Annotated in this window: 13 protein-coding genes; 4 read left to right on the top strand and 9 right to left on the bottom strand. The window is 60.1% G+C overall.

The window, feature by feature from the left end; all coding sequences use genetic code 11:
• Positions 1–12: 12 nt before the first annotated feature.
• A complete protein-coding gene (purL, locus tag PSH79_RS05140) occupies positions 13–3,909 on the bottom strand; it encodes a phosphoribosylformylglycinamidine synthase (RefSeq protein WP_305441554.1) in 3,897 nt (1,298 codons plus the stop codon).
• 285 nt (positions 3,910–4,194) lie between these two features.
• Here purL and mltF point away from each other — a divergent pair, with 285 nt between their 5' ends.
• Positions 4,195–5,655 carry a membrane-bound lytic murein transglycosylase MltF gene (gene mltF / locus PSH79_RS05135; protein ID WP_305441553.1) on the top strand — a complete coding sequence of 487 codons (1,461 nt, stop codon included), beginning with the start codon at positions 4,195–4,197 and terminating at the stop codon, positions 5,653–5,655.
• An 84-nt stretch (positions 5,656–5,739) separates the two neighbouring features.
• Here the strand turns inward: mltF and pdxJ are convergent, their stop codons facing one another.
• The 8 genes from pdxJ to lptF all read right to left on the bottom strand — a co-directional run bounded on the left by pdxJ (position 5,740) and on the right by lptF (position 14,163).
• Positions 5,740–6,486, bottom strand: coding sequence for a pyridoxine 5'-phosphate synthase (pdxJ, locus tag PSH79_RS05130; protein ID WP_305441552.1), 747 nt, complete (start codon positions 6,484–6,486; stop codon positions 5,740–5,742).
• A 47-nt stretch (positions 6,487–6,533) separates the two neighbouring features.
• A complete protein-coding gene (gene recO / locus PSH79_RS05125; protein WP_305441551.1) occupies positions 6,534–7,223 on the bottom strand; it encodes a DNA repair protein RecO in 690 nt (229 codons plus the stop codon).
• 166 nt (positions 7,224–7,389) lie between these two features.
• Positions 7,390–8,292 carry a GTPase Era gene (gene era / locus PSH79_RS05120; protein WP_003221935.1) on the bottom strand — a complete coding sequence of 301 codons (903 nt, stop codon included), beginning with the start codon at positions 8,290–8,292 and terminating at the stop codon, positions 7,390–7,392.
• A complete protein-coding gene (gene rnc / locus PSH79_RS05115; RefSeq protein WP_187680031.1) occupies positions 8,285–8,974 on the bottom strand; it encodes a ribonuclease III in 690 nt (229 codons plus the stop codon). The genes era and rnc overlap by 8 nt, the downstream gene beginning before the upstream one ends.
• Positions 8,975–9,155: 181 nt before the next feature.
• Positions 9,156–10,010, bottom strand: coding sequence for a signal peptidase I (gene lepB / locus PSH79_RS05110; RefSeq protein ID WP_305441550.1), 855 nt, complete (start codon positions 10,008–10,010; stop codon positions 9,156–9,158).
• Positions 10,011–10,015: 5 nt separating this feature from the next.
• Positions 10,016–11,815 (bottom strand): translation elongation factor 4, encoded by a 1,800-nt coding sequence (gene lepA, locus PSH79_RS05105; protein WP_095188835.1) that lies wholly within the window; start codon positions 11,813–11,815, stop codon positions 10,016–10,018.
• Between the two features lie 172 nt (positions 11,816–11,987).
• The gene (lptG, locus tag PSH79_RS05100; protein ID WP_187680034.1) at positions 11,988–13,049 is read right to left on the bottom strand and encodes an LPS export ABC transporter permease LptG; all 1,062 of its coding nucleotides are present in this window, start codon (positions 13,047–13,049) and stop codon (positions 11,988–11,990) included.
• A complete protein-coding gene (gene lptF / locus PSH79_RS05095) occupies positions 13,042–14,163 on the bottom strand; it encodes an LPS export ABC transporter permease LptF (RefSeq protein ID WP_305441549.1) in 1,122 nt (373 codons plus the stop codon). Before lptF ends, lptG begins: the two co-directional genes overlap by 8 nt.
• A gap of 576 nt (positions 14,164–14,739) precedes the next feature.
• On the opposite strand from lptF, the gene PSH79_RS05090 reads away from it, so the two are divergent.
• Genes PSH79_RS05090 through PSH79_RS05080 form a run of 3 tightly spaced genes read left to right on the top strand, consistent with a single transcriptional unit; the run spans position 14,740 to position 17,123 of the window.
• Positions 14,740–16,230, top strand: a complete 1,491-nt coding sequence (locus PSH79_RS05090) for a leucyl aminopeptidase (protein WP_305441548.1) — start codon at positions 14,740–14,742, stop codon at positions 16,228–16,230.
• Between the two features lie 60 nt (positions 16,231–16,290).
• Positions 16,291–16,719: a DNA polymerase III subunit chi gene (locus PSH79_RS05085; protein ID WP_305441547.1), complete on the top strand. Its 429-nt coding sequence runs from the start codon at positions 16,291–16,293 to the stop codon at positions 16,717–16,719.
• Between the two features lie 8 nt (positions 16,720–16,727).
• Positions 16,728–17,123: a DNA polymerase III subunit chi gene (locus PSH79_RS05080; protein ID WP_305441546.1), complete on the top strand. Its 396-nt coding sequence runs from the start codon at positions 16,728–16,730 to the stop codon at positions 17,121–17,123.
• The last annotated feature ends 12 nt before the right edge of the window (positions 17,124–17,135 follow it).

Here is a 17,135-nt window from a genome sequence, read left to right as displayed (position 1 = left end):
GTTCACCCGCTTTTAGTTTACCCAGACCCGAGCATTACGGAACATACGCATCCAAGGTGCGTCCTCGTTCCAGTCTTCCGAACGCCACGAGTTCTGCACGGCACGGAACACACGCTCCGGGTGCGGCATCATGATCGTCACACGGCCATCACGGCTGGTGAGACCGGTAATCCCGCGCGGCGAACCGTTCGGGTTGGCCGGATACGATTCGGTGACCTTGCCATGGTTGTCGACAAAACGCATCGCCACACAACCCGACAGATCCGCTTCCAGCAGCGCTTCTTCGCTGGAGAACTCGGCGTGACCTTCACCGTGAGCAATGGCGATCGGCATACGCGAACCGGCCATGCCTTGCAGGAAGATCGAGTTCGACTCCTGAACCTGAACCATCGCCACACGCGCTTCGAACTGCTCGGAGCGGTTGCGCACGAAGTGCGGCCAGAACTCGCTGCCCGGGATCAGCTCGTGCAGGTTGGACATCATCTGGCAACCGTTGCACACGCCGAGGGTGAAGCTGTCGTTACGTTCGAAGAAGCCCTGGAACGCATCGCGAGCACGGCTGTTGAACAGTGCCGACTTGGCCCAACCCTCACCGGCGCCGAGTACGTCGCCGTAGGAGAAACCACCGCACGCCACCAGACCTTTGAACTCGTTCAGGTCGACACGGCCGGCCAGAATGTCGCTCATGTGTACGTCGATCGCGTTGAAACCGGCGCGGTCGAACGCGGCCGCCATTTCCACCTGACCGTTGACGCCCTGCTCACGCAGCACGGCAACCTGTGGGCGGATGCCTTTCTTGATGTAAGGCGCGGCGATGTCCTGGTTGACGTCGTAGCTGAGCTTGACGCTCAGGCCCGGATTGTCTTCTTCCAGCAGCACGTCGAACTCTTGCTCGGCGCAGTCGGCGTTATCGCGCAGACGCTGGATCTGGTAGCTGGTTTCAGCCCACTGACGTTGCAGCAGACGACGCTGGCCTTCGAACACGGTGTCACCGTTGAAGGTGATGTTGATCTGGCCATTGTTGATCGGCTGACCGATCACGGAAACACAATCGCCGAGACCGGCCGCGCTGAATTGCGCGAGGATGTCTGGCGTCGCGTCCTGACGAACCTGAATCACCGCACCCAGTTCTTCGTTGAACAGGATGGCGGCGATTTCGGCCGAGGATTCGGCAACGCTGTCCAGGTTCAGGCTCAGACCGCAGTGGCCGGCGAAGGCCATTTCCACCACGGAGGTCAGCAGACCACCGTCGGAACGGTCGTGGTAAGCCAGCAGGTGACCGTCGGCGTTGAGGCCCTGGATCACCGCAAAGAAGGCTTTAAGGTCTTCAGCGTCATCGACGTCCGGCGCGTGTTTGCCGAGTTTGCCGTGAACCTGAGCGAGGATCGAGGCGCCCATACGGTTCTGGCCGCGACCGAGGTCGATCAGGATCAGGTCGGTGGTGCCCTTGTCCATGCGCAGTTCCGGGGTCAGGGTCTGACGGATGTCAGCCACTGGCGCGAAACCGGTCACGATCAGCGACATCGGCGAGGTCACGGTTTTTTCTTCGCCGTTGTCGTTCCAGCGGGTGGCCATGGACATCGAGTCCTTGCCCACTGGAATGGTGATACCCAGCTCAGGGCACAGTTCCATACCGACCGCTTTCACGGTGTCGTACAGACGCGCGTCTTCGCCCGGGTGGCCGGCGGCGGACATCCAGTTCGCCGACAGTTTGATGTCGGAGATCTTGTTGATGCGCGAAGCGGCTATGTTGGTCAGGGTTTCGCCAATGGCCATGCGGCCCGACGCCGGGGCGTCCAGCAGTGCCAGCGGAGTACGCTCGCCCATCGCCATCGCTTCACCGGTGTAAACGTCGAAACTGGTGGCGGTGACGGCAACGTCGGCCACCGGAACCTGCCATGGGCCGACCATTTGGTCACGGGCCACGAGGCCGGTGATGGTGCGGTCGCCGATGGTGATCAGGAAGCTTTTGCTCGCCACGGCCGGGTGATGCAGAACGCGCTCGATGCTTTCAGTGATGTCGAGGTTGGACGGATCGAAGTCATCGCCCAGCTCGGCTTCACGCACCACCGAACGGTGCATGCGCGGCGCCTTGCCCAGCAACACTTCCAGTGGCATGTCCACCGGGTTGTTGCCGAAGTGGCTATCCGTGACAGTAAGCTGCGGTTCGGCAGTCGCCTCACCCACTACAGCAAACGGGCAACGCTCACGTTCGCAGATCGCCTGGAAGCGCTCGAAGTCTTCCGGGCCAACGGCCAGCACGTAACGTTCCTGGGATTCGTTGGACCAGATTTCGTGCGGGGCCATGCCCGGCTCGTCGTTTGGAATGTTGCGCAGTTCGAAACGGCCACCGCGGTCGCCGTCGTTGACCAGTTCCGGGAAGGCGTTGGACAGACCGCCCGCACCCACGTCGTGGATGAAGCTGATCGGGTTCTTGTCGCCCAGTTGCCAGCAACGGTCGATGACTTCCTGGCAGCGACGCTCCATTTCAGGGTTTTCACGCTGCACGGAAGCGAAGTCCAGATCTGCCGAGCTGGTGCCGGTGGCCATGGAGGAAGCCGCGCCGCCACCCAGACCGATCAGCATCGCCGGGCCGCCGAGTACGATCAGCTTGGAGCCGACAACGATCTCGCCTTTCTTGACGTGTTCTTCGCGGATGTTGCCCATGCCGCCGGCCAACATGATCGGCTTGTGGTAACCGCGAACTTCGTCACCGTGCGGGGTGGTGATCGACTGTTCGAAGGTACGGAAGTAGCCAGTCAGGGCCGGACGACCGAATTCGTTGTTGAACGCGGCACCGCCGAGCGGGCCTTCGATCATGATGTCCAGCGCGGTAACGATGCGCTCAGGCTTGCCGTACGGCACTTCCCACGGCTGTTCGAAGCCCGGGATCTGCAGGTTGGATACGGTGAAACCGGTCAGGCCAGCCTTTGGCTTGGCGCCACGACCGGTTGCACCTTCGTCACGAATCTCGCCGCCGGAACCGGTGGACGCACCCGGGAACGGGGCAATCGCGGTCGGGTGGTTGTGGGTTTCAACCTTCATCAGGATGTGCACCGGCTCCTGCACCGCACCGTACTGGCGGGTCTCAGGATTCGGGAAGAAACGGCCGGCCACGTTGCCGACGATCACCGAGGCGTTGTCCTTATAAGCCGACAGAACGCCTTCGCTGTGCATCACGTAGGTGTTCTTGATCATGCCGAACAGGCTTTTTTCCTGGTTCTCACCATCAATATCCCAACTGGCGTTGAAGATCTTGTGGCGGCAGTGCTCGGAGTTGGCCTGGGCGAACATCATCAGTTCGATGTCGTGCGGGTTGCGCTTGAGACCGTTGAAGGCGTTGACCAGGTAGTCGATTTCGTCTTCGGCCAGGGCCAGGCCCAACTCGGTGTTGGCCTTCTCCAGCGCGGCGCGACCGCCGCCAAGGATGTCGATGGCGGTCAGCGGCTTCGGTTCGGCGTGGCTGAACAGACCGGCGGCCTGCTCAAGGTTGGCCAGAACGATCTGGGTCATGCGGTCATGCAGGACATCGGCAATCTGCTGGGCTTCGGCGTCGCTGAACTGACCGGCCACGTAGAACGCGATGCCGCGCTCCAGGCGCTGGATCTTGCTCAGACCGCAGTTGCGGGCGATATCGCTGGCCTTGCTCGACCATGGCGAGATGGTGCCGAAACGTGGCAACACCAGAAACAGACGGCCGGTCGGCTCTTGTACCGGAACGCTTGGACCGTACTTCAGAAGGCGCGCAAGCACCTGCTGTTCGTCGCCGGTCAGGACGCCGGTGACTTCGGCGAAGTGAGCGAATTCAGCATACAAGCCACTGACAGCCGGAACCTTCTGGCTCAGTTGCTCAAGGAGTTTGCTGTGGCGAAAGGCAGAAAGGGCAGGAGCGCCGCGCAGGATCAACATCTTCGGGACAGCCTCGGGAAGGGGTGTGCTTTGAGGCCGTGCATTCTAGCCTAAACCGCCCTCAACATCACCCGAAACGCTACGCACGGTTGCACTCGAGTGTCGATCTGTGTTTCTGCCTTGAGAGTCAAATTTATGCTGTCTGTGAGGACCGCTTATTTTTACGGTAACAAAATGCCCTTCGCCCCCATTTCTGCGGGGTTTCGGCCAGTTTTGTGATCTCTAGCAGACAACCCCTCACCTGTCGAGATATGGCGCCCGCAGTCCTTTGCGTATACTGCGCAAATGTTTTTCCCAACGGCTTTGCGTCCGCGGTACGCCAAATGGCTGATCGCAACCGGACTCTTCCTGATGCTCGGTGGCTGTGTTGATAAACCCAACACACTCGAGCGCGTAAAGGAGGATGGCGTGCTGCGGGTGATTACCCGTAACAGCCCCGCCACCTACTTTCAGGATCGCAGCGGTGAAACCGGCTTCGAATACGAGCTGGTGAAGCGCTTCGCCGACGATTTGGGCGTCGAACTCAAAATCGAGACCGCCGACAACCTCGACGATCTTTTCAACCAGATCGGCAAGCCGAACGGCCCGGTATTGGCTGCTGCCGGCCTGGTCAGCAGCGAACAACGCAAGACGCAAGTACGGTTCTCCCACTCCTACCTCGAAGTCACCCCGCAGATCATCTATCGCAACGGCCAGTCACGGCCGACCGACGCCGGTGATCTGGTCGGCAAGAAGATCATGGTGCTCAAGGGCAGTACCCATGCCGAGCAACTGGCCGAGCTGAAAAAGAAAAACCCGGGCATCGAGTACGAAGAATCTGATGCCGTTGAGGTGGTCGACTTGCTGCGAATGGTCGACGAAGGGCAGATCGATCTGACCTTGGTCGACTCCAACGAAGTGGCGATGAACCAGGTGTACTTCACCAATATTCGCGTGGCCTTCGACCTCGGCGATGCGCGCAGCCAGAGCTGGGCGGTGGGCCCCGGCGAAGACAACAGCCTGCTCAACGAGATCAACAGCTATCTGGACAAGGTGCAGAAGAATGGCACCCTCCAACGCCTGAAAGACCGCTATTACGGGCACGTCGACGTCCTCGGCTACATGGGCGCCACCACGTTCGCCCAGCACTTGCAGCAGCGTCTGCCCAAATACGAACAGCACTTCAAGAATTACGCGAAGAAAGAGAAAGTCGACTGGCGTCTTCTGGCAGCCATCGGCTATCAGGAATCGCTGTGGCAACCGACCGTCACCTCGAAAACCGGAGTGCGCGGTTTGATGATGCTGACCCAGAACACCGCTCGGGCGATGGGTGTGTCCAATCGCCTCGATCCAAAGCAGAGCATCATGGGCGGCGCCAAGTACCTGGCCTATATGAAGGATCAGCTCGACGAATCGATTCAGGAGCCCGACCGTACCTGGTTTGCCCTGGCGGCATATAACGTCGGCAGCGGCCACCTGGATGACGCACGCAAACTGGCGTCTCGCGAAGGTTTGAATCCGGACAAATGGCTGGATGTGAAGAAGATGCTGCCGCGCCTATCGCAGAAGCAGTGGTACAGCAAGACCCGCTATGGCTACGCCCGGGGCGGCGAGCCGGTGCATTTCGTGGCGAACATCCGTCGTTATTACGACATCCTCACCTGGGTAACCCAACCGCAGCTTGAGGGCGATCAGGTGGCCGAGGGCAACCTGCATGTTCCGGCTATCGACAAGTCGAAACCTGCTCAAGAACCTGCCCCTCTTTAAAGCAAAAGATCGCAGCCTTCGGCAGCTCCTACAGGGCTATGTGTACACCTGCAGGAGCTGCCGAAGGCTGCGATCTTTTGATCTTCAGCCCTTCAAAGCAGCTGCCAGTATCAACGCTTTCATCTCGGACACGGCCGACTTGAACCCCACGAACAACGCATGCGCCACCAGCGCATGGCCGATGTTCAGTTCGTTGATGCCCTTGATTGCCGCCACCGCTTCCACGTTGTGGTAATGCAGACCATGGCCGGCATTGACGATCAGGCCCTGAGCCAGACCAAACGCCACCCCGTCCGCCACACGCTTCAACTCTTCAGCGACTTCGCTCGGGGTCTCGGCGTCGGCATAACGCCCGGTGTGCAGCTCAATGGCCGGCGCGCCAACACGCTTCGAGGCAGCAATCTGGCGCTCGTCGGCATCGATGAACAGCGACACTTCGCTGCCGATCTTCGACAGACGCTCGACCGCAGCCTTGATCCGCGCTTCCTGCCCCGCGACATCCAGACCGCCCTCGGTGGTCAGTTCCTGACGGGTTTCCGGGACCAGGCAGATGTGCGCCGGACGGATGAGCTCGGCGAAAGCCATCATTTCTTCGGTGACGCCCATTTCGAAGTTCATGCGGGTTTGCAGCACATCCTTGAGCAAGAGCACATCGCGCTCCTGAATGTGTCGACGGTCCTCGCGCAGGTGCACGGTGATGCCGTCGGCGCCCGCCTCTTCCGCGTCCAGCGCCGCCTTGACCGGATCCGGGTAGCGCGTGCCACGGGCCTGACGCAGGGTGGCGACGTGGTCGATGTTCACGCCAAGAAGAATGCGATTGCTGGTGGTCACGGATGCGCTCCTGAATTTAGAGATTCGGCGCACAGCATACGGGGTGATCAGGGCTTGCGAAACAGTTCGCGACTGACGAGGGGACGACCACCCAGATGAACGGCCAGTGCTTGACGCATCAGACGTTTGGCGGCTGAGAGTGCGCCGGGGGCTGACCAATCGGCTTCCGCCATGGCCAGCAATTCAACGCCGTTGAAAAGGCCAGGTTGCAGCAGGTAAACGCGCTCAAGACCAGCGTCCACTTGCAAACGATAGAGACCGTCCGGGGCGACAGGCTCGCCGTGAATATCCGCGCTCATGGAAAAGCCATAACCGAGATCATCCAGCAGGCGCCATTCGAAGGAGCGCAACAAGGGCTCCAGCGGCCGACCTTCGGCCAAGGCCAGCAAGGTCGCGGCGTAGTGATCGAACACCGCCGGATGCGGATCTTCGGCGGGCAGCAAACGGATCAACAGCTCATTGAGGTAAAGACCGCTGAACAACGCCTCGCCGACCATCCACGTCGCATTACCGGCACTTTCCATGCGCCCGACATTCTTCAACTCGCCCTTGCCGCGAAACTCGACTTCCAGCGGCACGAACGGCCGCGCCAACGTTCCGGCCTTGCCCCGCGCACTGCGCAACACCGCCCGCAGCCGACCTTGCGGCGTGAGGAAGTCCACCAACGCGCTGGTTTCGCGGTAGGCGCGAGAGTGCAGGACGTAGGCGGGCTGGGCGGGAGGTGGGGTTTGCGACATGGAGTTCTCGATGAAGAAACGCAGATTTACACACAACCCAAAACCACTGTGGGAGCGAGCCTGCTCGCGAAAGCGGAGTGACAGTCAACATCAATGCTGAATGTTACATCCTCTTCGCGAGCAGGCTCGCTCCCACATTGAGTATCGGTGTTCTCTGGAACGGTGATTACAGGTCGCCGTAACCCAGCGAACGCAGAGCACGTTCGTCGTCGGACCAGCCGCCCTTCACCTTGACCCACAGGTTGAGCATGATCTTGGAGTCAAACAGCAGCTCCATGTCCTTGCGCGCTTCGGTGCCGATGCGTTTGATGCGCTCGCCCTTGTCGCCAATGATGATCTTCTTCTGGCCGTCACGCTCGACGAGAATCAGCGCATGGATATGCAGGGTTTTGCCCTGCTGCTTGAACTCTTCGATTTCGACGGTGATCTGGTACGGCAGCTCGGCGCCCATCTGGCGCATGATTTTTTCGCGCACAAGTTCAGCGGCGAGGAAACGGCTGCTGCGGTCGGTGATCTGGTCTTCGGGGAAGAAGTGATCGTTTTCCGGCAGGTGATCGGCAATCACTTTTTCCAGCGCATCAAGGTTATGACCGTGCTGCGCGGAGATAGGGATGATCTGCGCGTTCGGCAGCTGTTCCTGCAACCAGCTCAGGTGCGGCATCAGTTCGGCTTTGTCTTCGATGCGGTCGGTCTTGTTCAGCGCGACGATCAGCGGGCCGGTCACGTACTGCACACGCTCCAGCACCATCTGGTCTTCTTCGGTCCACTTGGTCCGATCGACCACGAAGATCACCACGTCGACGTCTTTCAACGCCGCCGAAGCGGTCTTGTTCATGTAACGGTTGAGCGCCTTTTCGCCACCCTTGTGCATGCCGGGGGTGTCGACGTAGATCGCTTGCACGTCACCCTCGGTCTTGATCCCGAGCATGTTGTGGCGGGTGGTCTGCGGCTTGCGCGAGGTGATCGCCAGCTTCTGGCCGAGGATGTGGTTCAGCAGCGTCGATTTACCGACGTTGGGACGGCCGACGATGGCAACGTAGCCACAGCGAGTTGCGTTTGTATCAGTCATTGCCATTCTCCACGCCCAGGGCAATCAGTGCTGCGGCGGCCGCTACCTGTTCGGCAATACGACGACTCACACCCTGACCTCGGCTTTTTTCATTCAGTAAGACAACTTCGCACTCGACGAAGAAGGTTCGGCAGTGCGGCTCGCCCTGGATATCCACCACTTCGTAGCGTGGCAGTTCGCAACCGCGCGATTGCAGGTGTTCCTGCAGGCGGGTCTTCGGATCCTTATTGGTGTCGACCAGCGTCAGGCCTTCGAACTCGCCGGCCAGCCAGGCCAGGACGCGCTCGCGGGCCATGTCCATGCCTGCGTCGAGATAGATCGCACCAATCAACGCTTCGAGGGCATCGGCCAGAATCGATTCGCGACGGAAACCGCCGCTTTTCAGCTCACCGGAACCCAGTCGCAGGTAATCGCCAAGGTCGAAACCACGCGCCAGTACGGCCAGAGTCTCACCTTTCACCAGGCGTGCGCGCAAACGCGACAACTGGCCTTCGCGAGCCAGCGGGAAGCGATCGAACAACGCCTCGCCAGCGACGAAGTTGAGGATGGCATCGCCGAGGAATTCCAGGCGTTCGTTGTTGCGCCCGGCGAAACTGCGGTGCGTGAGGGCCAGGACCATGAGTTCCTGATCCTTGAAGGTGTAACCGAGCTGACGCTCGAGACGGCTTAAAGAGGCGCTCACGGTTTACCCACGCTGAGATCAAAGCTGGATTCCACCGCCATCGCCGGGATACGGCGCAGGCCTGGGACAATTAACGCTGTGTTCAAAAATTACGTCCTGAATATCGTGGCTTCATGCCCTGGAGTCGATTGTAGCGACTCCAGAAATGCATTCGGCGCTGTGGTCAACAGCGCCGTGGTGATTACTTGATCAGGCCAACCCGCGAGAAATTCGGCAGGTGGCTGAGTTTCGGTTCCGGCCAGCTCATCCAGACCGCGAAGGCCTTGCCGACGATATTCCGGTCGGGAACCATGCCCAGCAGATCCTTGGGAATGTTCGGATCATCCCAGTAGCGACTGTCGTTCGAGTTGTCGCGGTTGTCGCCCATCATGAAGTAGTGCCCGGCCGGCACGGTCCAGGTATGGTCCGGCATGGCGCGGTAACGGCTCATCTCCTTGCGGATCAGGTGCTCGGCAGCGCCGAGTTTTTCCTTGTAGAGCTCTGCGCTGCCCAGCGTGCCCGGCTCGGAACCGACCATTTGCTCGGCAATCGACTCACCGTTGACGAACAGACGCTTGTCAGCGGTGTAACGCACCGTGTCGCCCGGCAGACCGACCACACGCTTGATGTAGTTGACGTTCGGGTCGCTCGGGTAGCGGAACACCATCACATCACCGCGCTGCGGATCACCGACTTCGATGATTTTCTTGTCGATCACCGGCAGGCGGATCCCGTAAGAAAACTTGTTCACCAGAATGAAGTCGCCGACGTCCAGGGTCGGTTTCATCGAGCCGGACGGAATCTGGAACGGCTCCACCAGGAACGAACGCAGCACCAGCACGATGAACAACACCGGGAAGAACGACTTGCCGTATTCGACCAGCAGCGGCTCTTTGTTCAGCTTCTCGACCACCACGACGTCGGGCTGGCTGACACTGCCTTGATAAGAGGCAATGGCAGCACGCCGGCGGGGCGCCAGAATCAGCAGATCGAGCAACGCCAACAGGCCGCAGACGAACACGGCAATGACCAGCAACAGCGGGAAATTTAGCGACATAGGACCTAACTATCCAACCTGAGCACTGCAAGGAAGGCTTCTTGTGGAATTTCCACGTTGCCGACCTGCTTCATGCGTTTCTTACCGGCCTTTTGCTTCTCGAGCAGCTTCTTCTTACGGCTGACGTCACCGCCGTAGCATTTGGCCAATACGTTCTTTCTGAGAGCCTTGACGGTTGTCCGGGCGACAATCTGACCGCCAATGGCGGCCTGGATGGCCACGTCGAACATCTGACGAGGAATCAGTTCTTTCATCTTCTCGGTCAACTGGCGACCTTTGAAGTGCGAGTTGTCACGGTGCACGATCAACGCCAGGGCATCGACCTTGTCGCCGTTGATCAGCACGTCCAGTTTCACCAGATTAGCCGATTGGTAACGATCGAAATGGTAATCCAGCGAAGCATAGCCGCGGCTGGTGGATTTGAGACGGTCGAAGAAGTCCAGAACCACTTCGTTCATCGGCAGGTCGTAAGTGACTTGCACCTGATTGCCGAGGAACAGCATGTCGACTTGAACGCCGCGTTTCTCGATGCACAGGGTGATGACGTTGCCCAAGTGTTCTTGCGGCACCAGGATGTTGGCGCGCACGATCGGCTCGCGCATGTCTTCGACGGCCGAGACATCCGGCAGCTTGGACGGGTTATCGACGTAAATCGTTTCACCGGTTTTCAGCACCAGTTCGAAGATAACCGTCGGCGCCGTGGTGATCAGGTCCAGGTCGTACTCACGCTCGAGGCGCTCCTGGATGATTTCCATGTGCAGCATGCCGAGGAAGCCGCAACGGAAGCCGAAGCCCAGGGCGTCGGAGCTTTCCGGGGTGTACTGCAGCGACGAGTCGTTCAGGGTCAGCTTCTGCAGCGCTTCGCGGAAATCTTCGAAGTCGTCGGAGCTCACCGGGAACAGACCGGCGTAAACCTGCGGCTGAATGCGCTTGAAGCCCGGCAGTACCGGAACATCCGGGGTCGAGCTCAGGGTCAGGGTGTCACCGACCGGCGCACCGTGAATATCCTTGATGCTGGCGATGATGAAGCCCACTTCGCCGGCCTTGAGGTCTGCGGTGGCGGTATGTTTCGGATTGAAAACACCGACGCTGTCGACCAGATGGATCTTGCCGGTGGATTTCACCAGGATCTTGTCGCCCTTCTTCACGCGGCCGTGACGCACGCGCACCAGGGAGACAACGCCCAGGTAGTTGTCGAACCAGGAGTCGATGATCAACGCTTGCAGCGGATCTTCGATGTTGCCGGTTGGCGCAGGAATGGTCGTTACCAGACGCTCGAGCACCTCGTCGACACCCAGGCCGGTCTTGGCGCTGCAGGTGACGGCGTCAGTGGCGTCGATGCCGATGATCTTTTCGATTTCGTCTTTGACGCGATCAGGATCAGCCTGTGGCAGGTCGATCTTGTTCAGGACCGGCATGACCTCAAGGCCCTGCTCAATCGCGGTGTAGCAGTTGGCCACGGACTGTGCTTCGACGCCCTGACCGGCATCGACCACCAGCAAGGCACCTTCACACGCGGCCAGGGAACGGCTGACTTCATAGGTGAAGTCAACGTGGCCCGGGGTGTCAATGAAGTTCAACTGGTAGGTGACGCCATCTTTGGCTTTGTAATAAAGGGTAACGCTGTGGGCCTTGATGGTGATCCCGCGCTCACGCTCAAGATCCATGGAATCCAGTACCTGGGCTTCCATTTCACGCTCGGCCAGGCCGCCGCACATCTGGATGAAGCGATCGGCCAGCGTCGACTTGCCATGGTCAATGTGGGCGATGATGGAGAAATTGCGGATATGACTCAAATCACTCACGGATCAACACTCAAAAAGGCTGCAGGCATGGCCCGCCGAAAAATAGCCGGGAATTGTACCTGATACACGGCGCAAGCGTCACGTTCGCCTGTCACCCGGATTGCATGCAAAAACGCCCCGATCGGTTGATCGAGGCGTTTTCAGGGTCAAGCAGAGGATGAAAGCTTGTTCATCAACCCGCTCGTCTAAGCAGCCAGACACCGGCCAGCGCGCAGACACCGGCCGGCACCAGCACCGCAAACAGCGGCGAGAAACCGAACACCAGGCTCGACGGACCAAGCAAATCCTGGACGATGCGGAAGGTGAAGCCGACCAGCACACCGGTGAACACACGCTGGCCGAGGGTTACCGAACGCAGCGGGCCGAAGATGAAGGAAATGGCCATCAACACCAGCGCGGCGGTTACCAACGGCTGCAACACCTTGACCCAAAATGCCAGCCAGTAACGGCCGTTGCTAAGGCCCTGCTCCGACAGATAGTGGATGTACCCCCAAAGTCCGCTGATCGACAGCGATTCCGGGGCCATCACCACAGTACTCAGCAGTTGCGGGCTCAAGGCCACGTCCCAACGCTCGCTCGGCGTGTTCACGACTTCGGTGCTGCGCTCATGGAACAAGGTGGTGGCCACGTCAGTGAGCTGCCATTGAGTGCCATCGAACTCGGCCTTCTTGGCGAAGCTGGAGCTCAGCAGATGGCGCTCCTTATCGAAGTGATAGCGGGTCACGCCATACAACAGGCCGTTGGGTTGCACGGCGTTGATGTGGATGAACTCTTCACCCTGACGGTGCCACATACCGTGCTTGGCGCTTTGCGCGTCGCCGCTGCCCTGAGCCAGAGAGCGATTGGCCTGGGCCATGCTTTCGGTGGCAGGGGCGACGTACTCGCCAATCAGCACGCCCGCGAGCATCAGCACCAGCATCGGCTTCATCACCGCCCAGACGATCCGGCCGATCGACACGCCAGCGGCGCGCATGACGGTCAGCTCGCTGCTGCTGGCCAGACTGCCGAGGCCGATCAGGCAGCCAATCAACGCAGCCATCGGCAACATTTCGTAGAGCCGGCGCGGCGCGGTCAGCAAGACGAAGCTCAGCACGTCGACCAATGTGTAGGTTTCGCTGACGTCACCCATCTCATCGATAAAGGCGAACAGGGTCGCCAGACCGAGAATGATCGCCAGCACGGCGATGATCGCCATGAACACGCTGCTGCCGATGTAGCGGTCGAGTTTAACCACGGGCCACCTCCAGCGCAGCAGCGCGACGGCTGGCCATCTTCAGGCGCAGCGGCTCCCAATACAGCAGACCGAGGCCGATGAACAGGAAGATCGCATGCACCCACCACAGGCCGAGCGCCGGAGGAATCTTGCCTTTTTCAAGGGCGCCGCGGGCGGCAATCAGGATGGTCAGGTAAGCCATATAAAGAAGAATCGCCGGCAGCAGCTTGAGGAAACGCCCTTGACGCGGGTTGACTCGCGACAGCGGCACCGCCATCAGGGTCACGATAAATACCAGCAACGGCAGGGACAGACGCCATTGCAGTTCGGTTTTTGAGCGGATGTCGTCACTGCCCAGCAGAGACGAAGTCGGCATGGCGTCACGATCGGTGACTTCTTCGCTGACGTCCGGCTTGGGCAGCAGCACGCCATAGTTTTCGTAGTGAATGGCACGGTAATCAGCCTGACCCGGACTGCCGTCATAGCGATAGCCGTTGTCGAGAATCAGGTAGCGATTACCGTCGGGGCGGACTTCCTGACGGCCCTTTTCGGCCACCAGCACGGAAATCCCGCGATCCTTCTGATCGGCGCCGAGGTTCTTCTGCGAGATGAACACGCCACCCAGGTTGACGCGATCGTCGCTCAACGTTTCGGTGTAGGTCACTCGGGTGCCGTCACGCAGGGCCTGGAAGCGACCCGGCTCGAGGGTATCGAACTCGGTCAGGGCGTCTTGCTTGTTCAGCAGCAACTGGAACTGATTGGCACCTTGCGGGGCCAGGCCCAGGCTCAGCCACGCAACGACCAGTGCCACCAGCGTTGCCGGAAACAGGGTCATGCGAAACAGCTTCTGCTGGCTCATGCCGGTGGCCGAGAGCACGGTCATTTCGCTTTCCAGGTACAGGCGACCGTAGGCCAGCAGGATCCCGAGAAACAGGCCCAGCGGCAGAATCAGTTGCAGGAAGCCCGGCAGACGAAAGCCCATGATCAGGAACAGCGAACCCGGATCGAGCTGGCCGGCAGCGGCCTGAGCGAGGTATTTGATGAAGCGACCGCTCATGATGATGACCAGCAACACCGCACTCACGGCGCTGAGGGTCAACAGGACTTCGCGGGACAGATAACGGAAGACGATCAAACCAGACACTCCAGGGTTGTCAGGCTAAGGCGGCCAAACAAGCAAACACATCGACCGGCCCGCAACGCAGAGCCGTCGAAAAAAGATGCGGCATTATCCTGTGATTGAGGGCGCCTGTCACTGCGCACACTCATCCTCGCACGCAATCCGTTGAAGATCGTACAACCCAGGGGGCGTTCTCAATTAGTTTTCACACCGCGCCGGGTCTGCTGTTGTGCAGGGCAAGGCGCGAGAAGCGTGGTTTGGTCATTCCAAACAAGCTTCGAGCAACGTAGCCCTGCAAAACAGCAGGCCCGGCCCTTCGGGTTGTGCCTTAAAGCCGGCCAGTCTGCGTTGCAGGCCTTGGAAAGGGAACAACCATTCCCAGCGGCCTGCGCCTTGCCTGGCTGGCTTTAAGGCGACAACGCGGTGTGAAAACTAATTGAGAACGCCCCCGAGGGTTGTCAGGCGCGGGGAGCGAGGTTCAAACTGCGGCCCTTGTCGCAGGCTTTGGCCTGCGCCTCTTCTATCTATAAGCAGGCGACTGCGGACACCGTCGAACGCCTGCGTGTTGACCATTCATTCAGGGATCCGGACATGGAACTGGTTGTAAAAAGCGTTAGCCCAGAAACGTTGAAAACCGCCACCCTGGTGGTTGCCGTCGGCGAAGGCCGCAAACTCGGTGTCGCCGCCAAACAAGTCGACGAACTGAGCGGCGGCGCGATCAGCGCCGTACTCAAGCGTGGCGACCTGGCCGGCAAAGTCGGTCAAAGCCTGCTGCTGCACAGCATGCCAAACCTGAAAGCCGAACGCGTGCTGCTGGTCGGCGTGGGCAAGGACGAGGAACTGGGCGACCGTCCGTTCCGCAAAATCGTTGCCGGCATCCTCAATACCCTCAAAGGCCTGGGCGGCAGCGATGCCGTGCTGGCGCTGGATGAAGTCATCGTCAAAGGCCGCGACAGCTACGGCAAGACCCGCCTGCTGGCGGAAACCCTGGTGGACGGCGAATACACCTTCGACCAGTTCAAGAGCCAGAAAGCCGAACCGCGCGCCCTGAAGAAAATCACCCTGCTGACCATCAAGGCTGCACAAGCCGAAGTGCAGCGCGCCGTGAATCACGCTACCGCGATTGCCAATGGCATGGCTTTCACCCGTGATCTGGGCAACCTGCCGCCGAACATCTGCCACCCGACCTTCCTTGGCGAACAAGCCAAGAACCTCGGCAAAGAGTTCAAGGATCTGAAAGTCGAAGTGCTCGACGAGAAGAAGATCAAGTCGCTGGGCATGGGCTCGTTCTACGCCGTCGGCCAGGGCAGCGAGCAGCCGCCGCGCCTGATCGTCATGCAATACAACGGCGGCAAGAAATCCGAGAAGCCATACGCACTGGTCGGTAAAGGCATCACCTTCGACACCGGCGGCATCAGCCTGAAGCCAGGCGCCGGCATGGACGAAATGAAATATGACATGGGCGGCGCTGCCTCCGTGTTCGGCACCCTGCGCGCCGTGCTGGAGCTGAAACTGCCGATCAACCTGGTATGCATCCTTGCTTGCGCGGAAAACATGCCGAGCGGCAACGCGACCCGTCCGGGCGACATCGTCACCACCATGAGCGGCCAGACCGTGGAAATCCTCAACACCGACGCTGAAGGCCGTCTGGTGCTGTGCGATGCCCTGACCTACTCCGAGCGCTTCAAGCCGCAAGCGGTGATCGACATCGCCACCCTGACCGGCGCTTGCGTGGTTGCACTGGGCGCCCACACTTCGGGCCTGCTGGGCAACAACGACGAACTGATCGGCCAACTGCTCAGCGCCGGCAAGGCTGCTGATGACCGCGCCTGGCAACTGCCGCTGTTCGATGAGTACCAAGAACAGCTGGACAGCCCGTTCGCCGATATCGCCAACATTGGCGGGCCGAAGGCCGGCACCATCACCGCCGCATGCTTCCTGTCGCGCTTCACCAAGAACCTCAACTGGGCGCACCTGGACATCGCGGGCACCGCGTGGACCAGCGGCGGCAAGGACAAGGGCGCCACTGGCCGTCCGGTACCGCTGCTGACCCAATACCTGCTGGATCGCGCCAAAGCCTGAAACCGATGACTGCGGGCGGCGCTTCTTTTTTGAAGCGCCGCTTTCAGCTCAGGAACCGCAATGACCAAAGTCGACTTCTATATCCTGCCCAGCGCCGATCCCTCGGCACGCCTGGACTTTGCCTGCAAGCTCACCGAGAAAGCCTGGCGCATGGGCCACCGCATCTACCTGCATTGCAGCGATGCCGCTCAGCGCGAAGATCTCGATGCTCGGCTGTGGGCGTTCAAGGGCGAAAGCTTCGTGCCCCACGGCCCTACCGACAGTGAACCCGAGGGGTTGATTGTGTTGGGGGTGGGCGATGACTGCGGTCAGCATCAGGATTTACTGGTCAATCTCGACCTGAAAGTCCCGGCCTTCGCCAACAAATTCGCCCGTGTGGCGGAAGTAGTGGTGGAAGATCCGACCATTCGCGCGGCTGCGCGGGAGAGTTTCCGTTTCTACCGCGAACAGGGCTATCCTCTGCAAGATCACCGTTTACAGCGACTCTGAGCACTCCAATGGACACTCCGAAACCGCAGCAAAAGTCCGCACACCTGCTGGACGATCTCGAATCGATCCGCCAGTTGCTCGGCGATGACAACCTGCAACCACCCCTGCTGACCGACACGGTCGATGACGGTGAACAGGAACAGATTCCGATGTTGTTCGACTCAGTTGGCGCCGAGCCGGCGGCCGTCGAACCACCCTCGGCTCCAGCCCCGACACCCGCCGCGCAACCTGCGCCAGCTGTCGAAAAAGGCCCGGACGCCCTGCTCCACCTGGACAGCGAACTGCGCGCCGCCGCGCAATTGATCATGCAGGACGTGATCGACGACTTCGCGCCGCACATCGAGACCGAAATCAAACGCCGCCTCGATGCGCGGATGGAACGGTTGCTCAGCCAGTACGAATAGTCACCACGCCCC

The organism is Pseudomonas sp. FP2196, assembly GCF_030687715.1.
In the GTDB taxonomy this organism is placed as follows: domain Bacteria; phylum Pseudomonadota; class Gammaproteobacteria; order Pseudomonadales; family Pseudomonadaceae; genus Aquipseudomonas.
The sequence above is the reverse complement of the archived record's forward strand: the minus strand, read 5'-3'. Positions and strand labels throughout refer to the sequence as shown.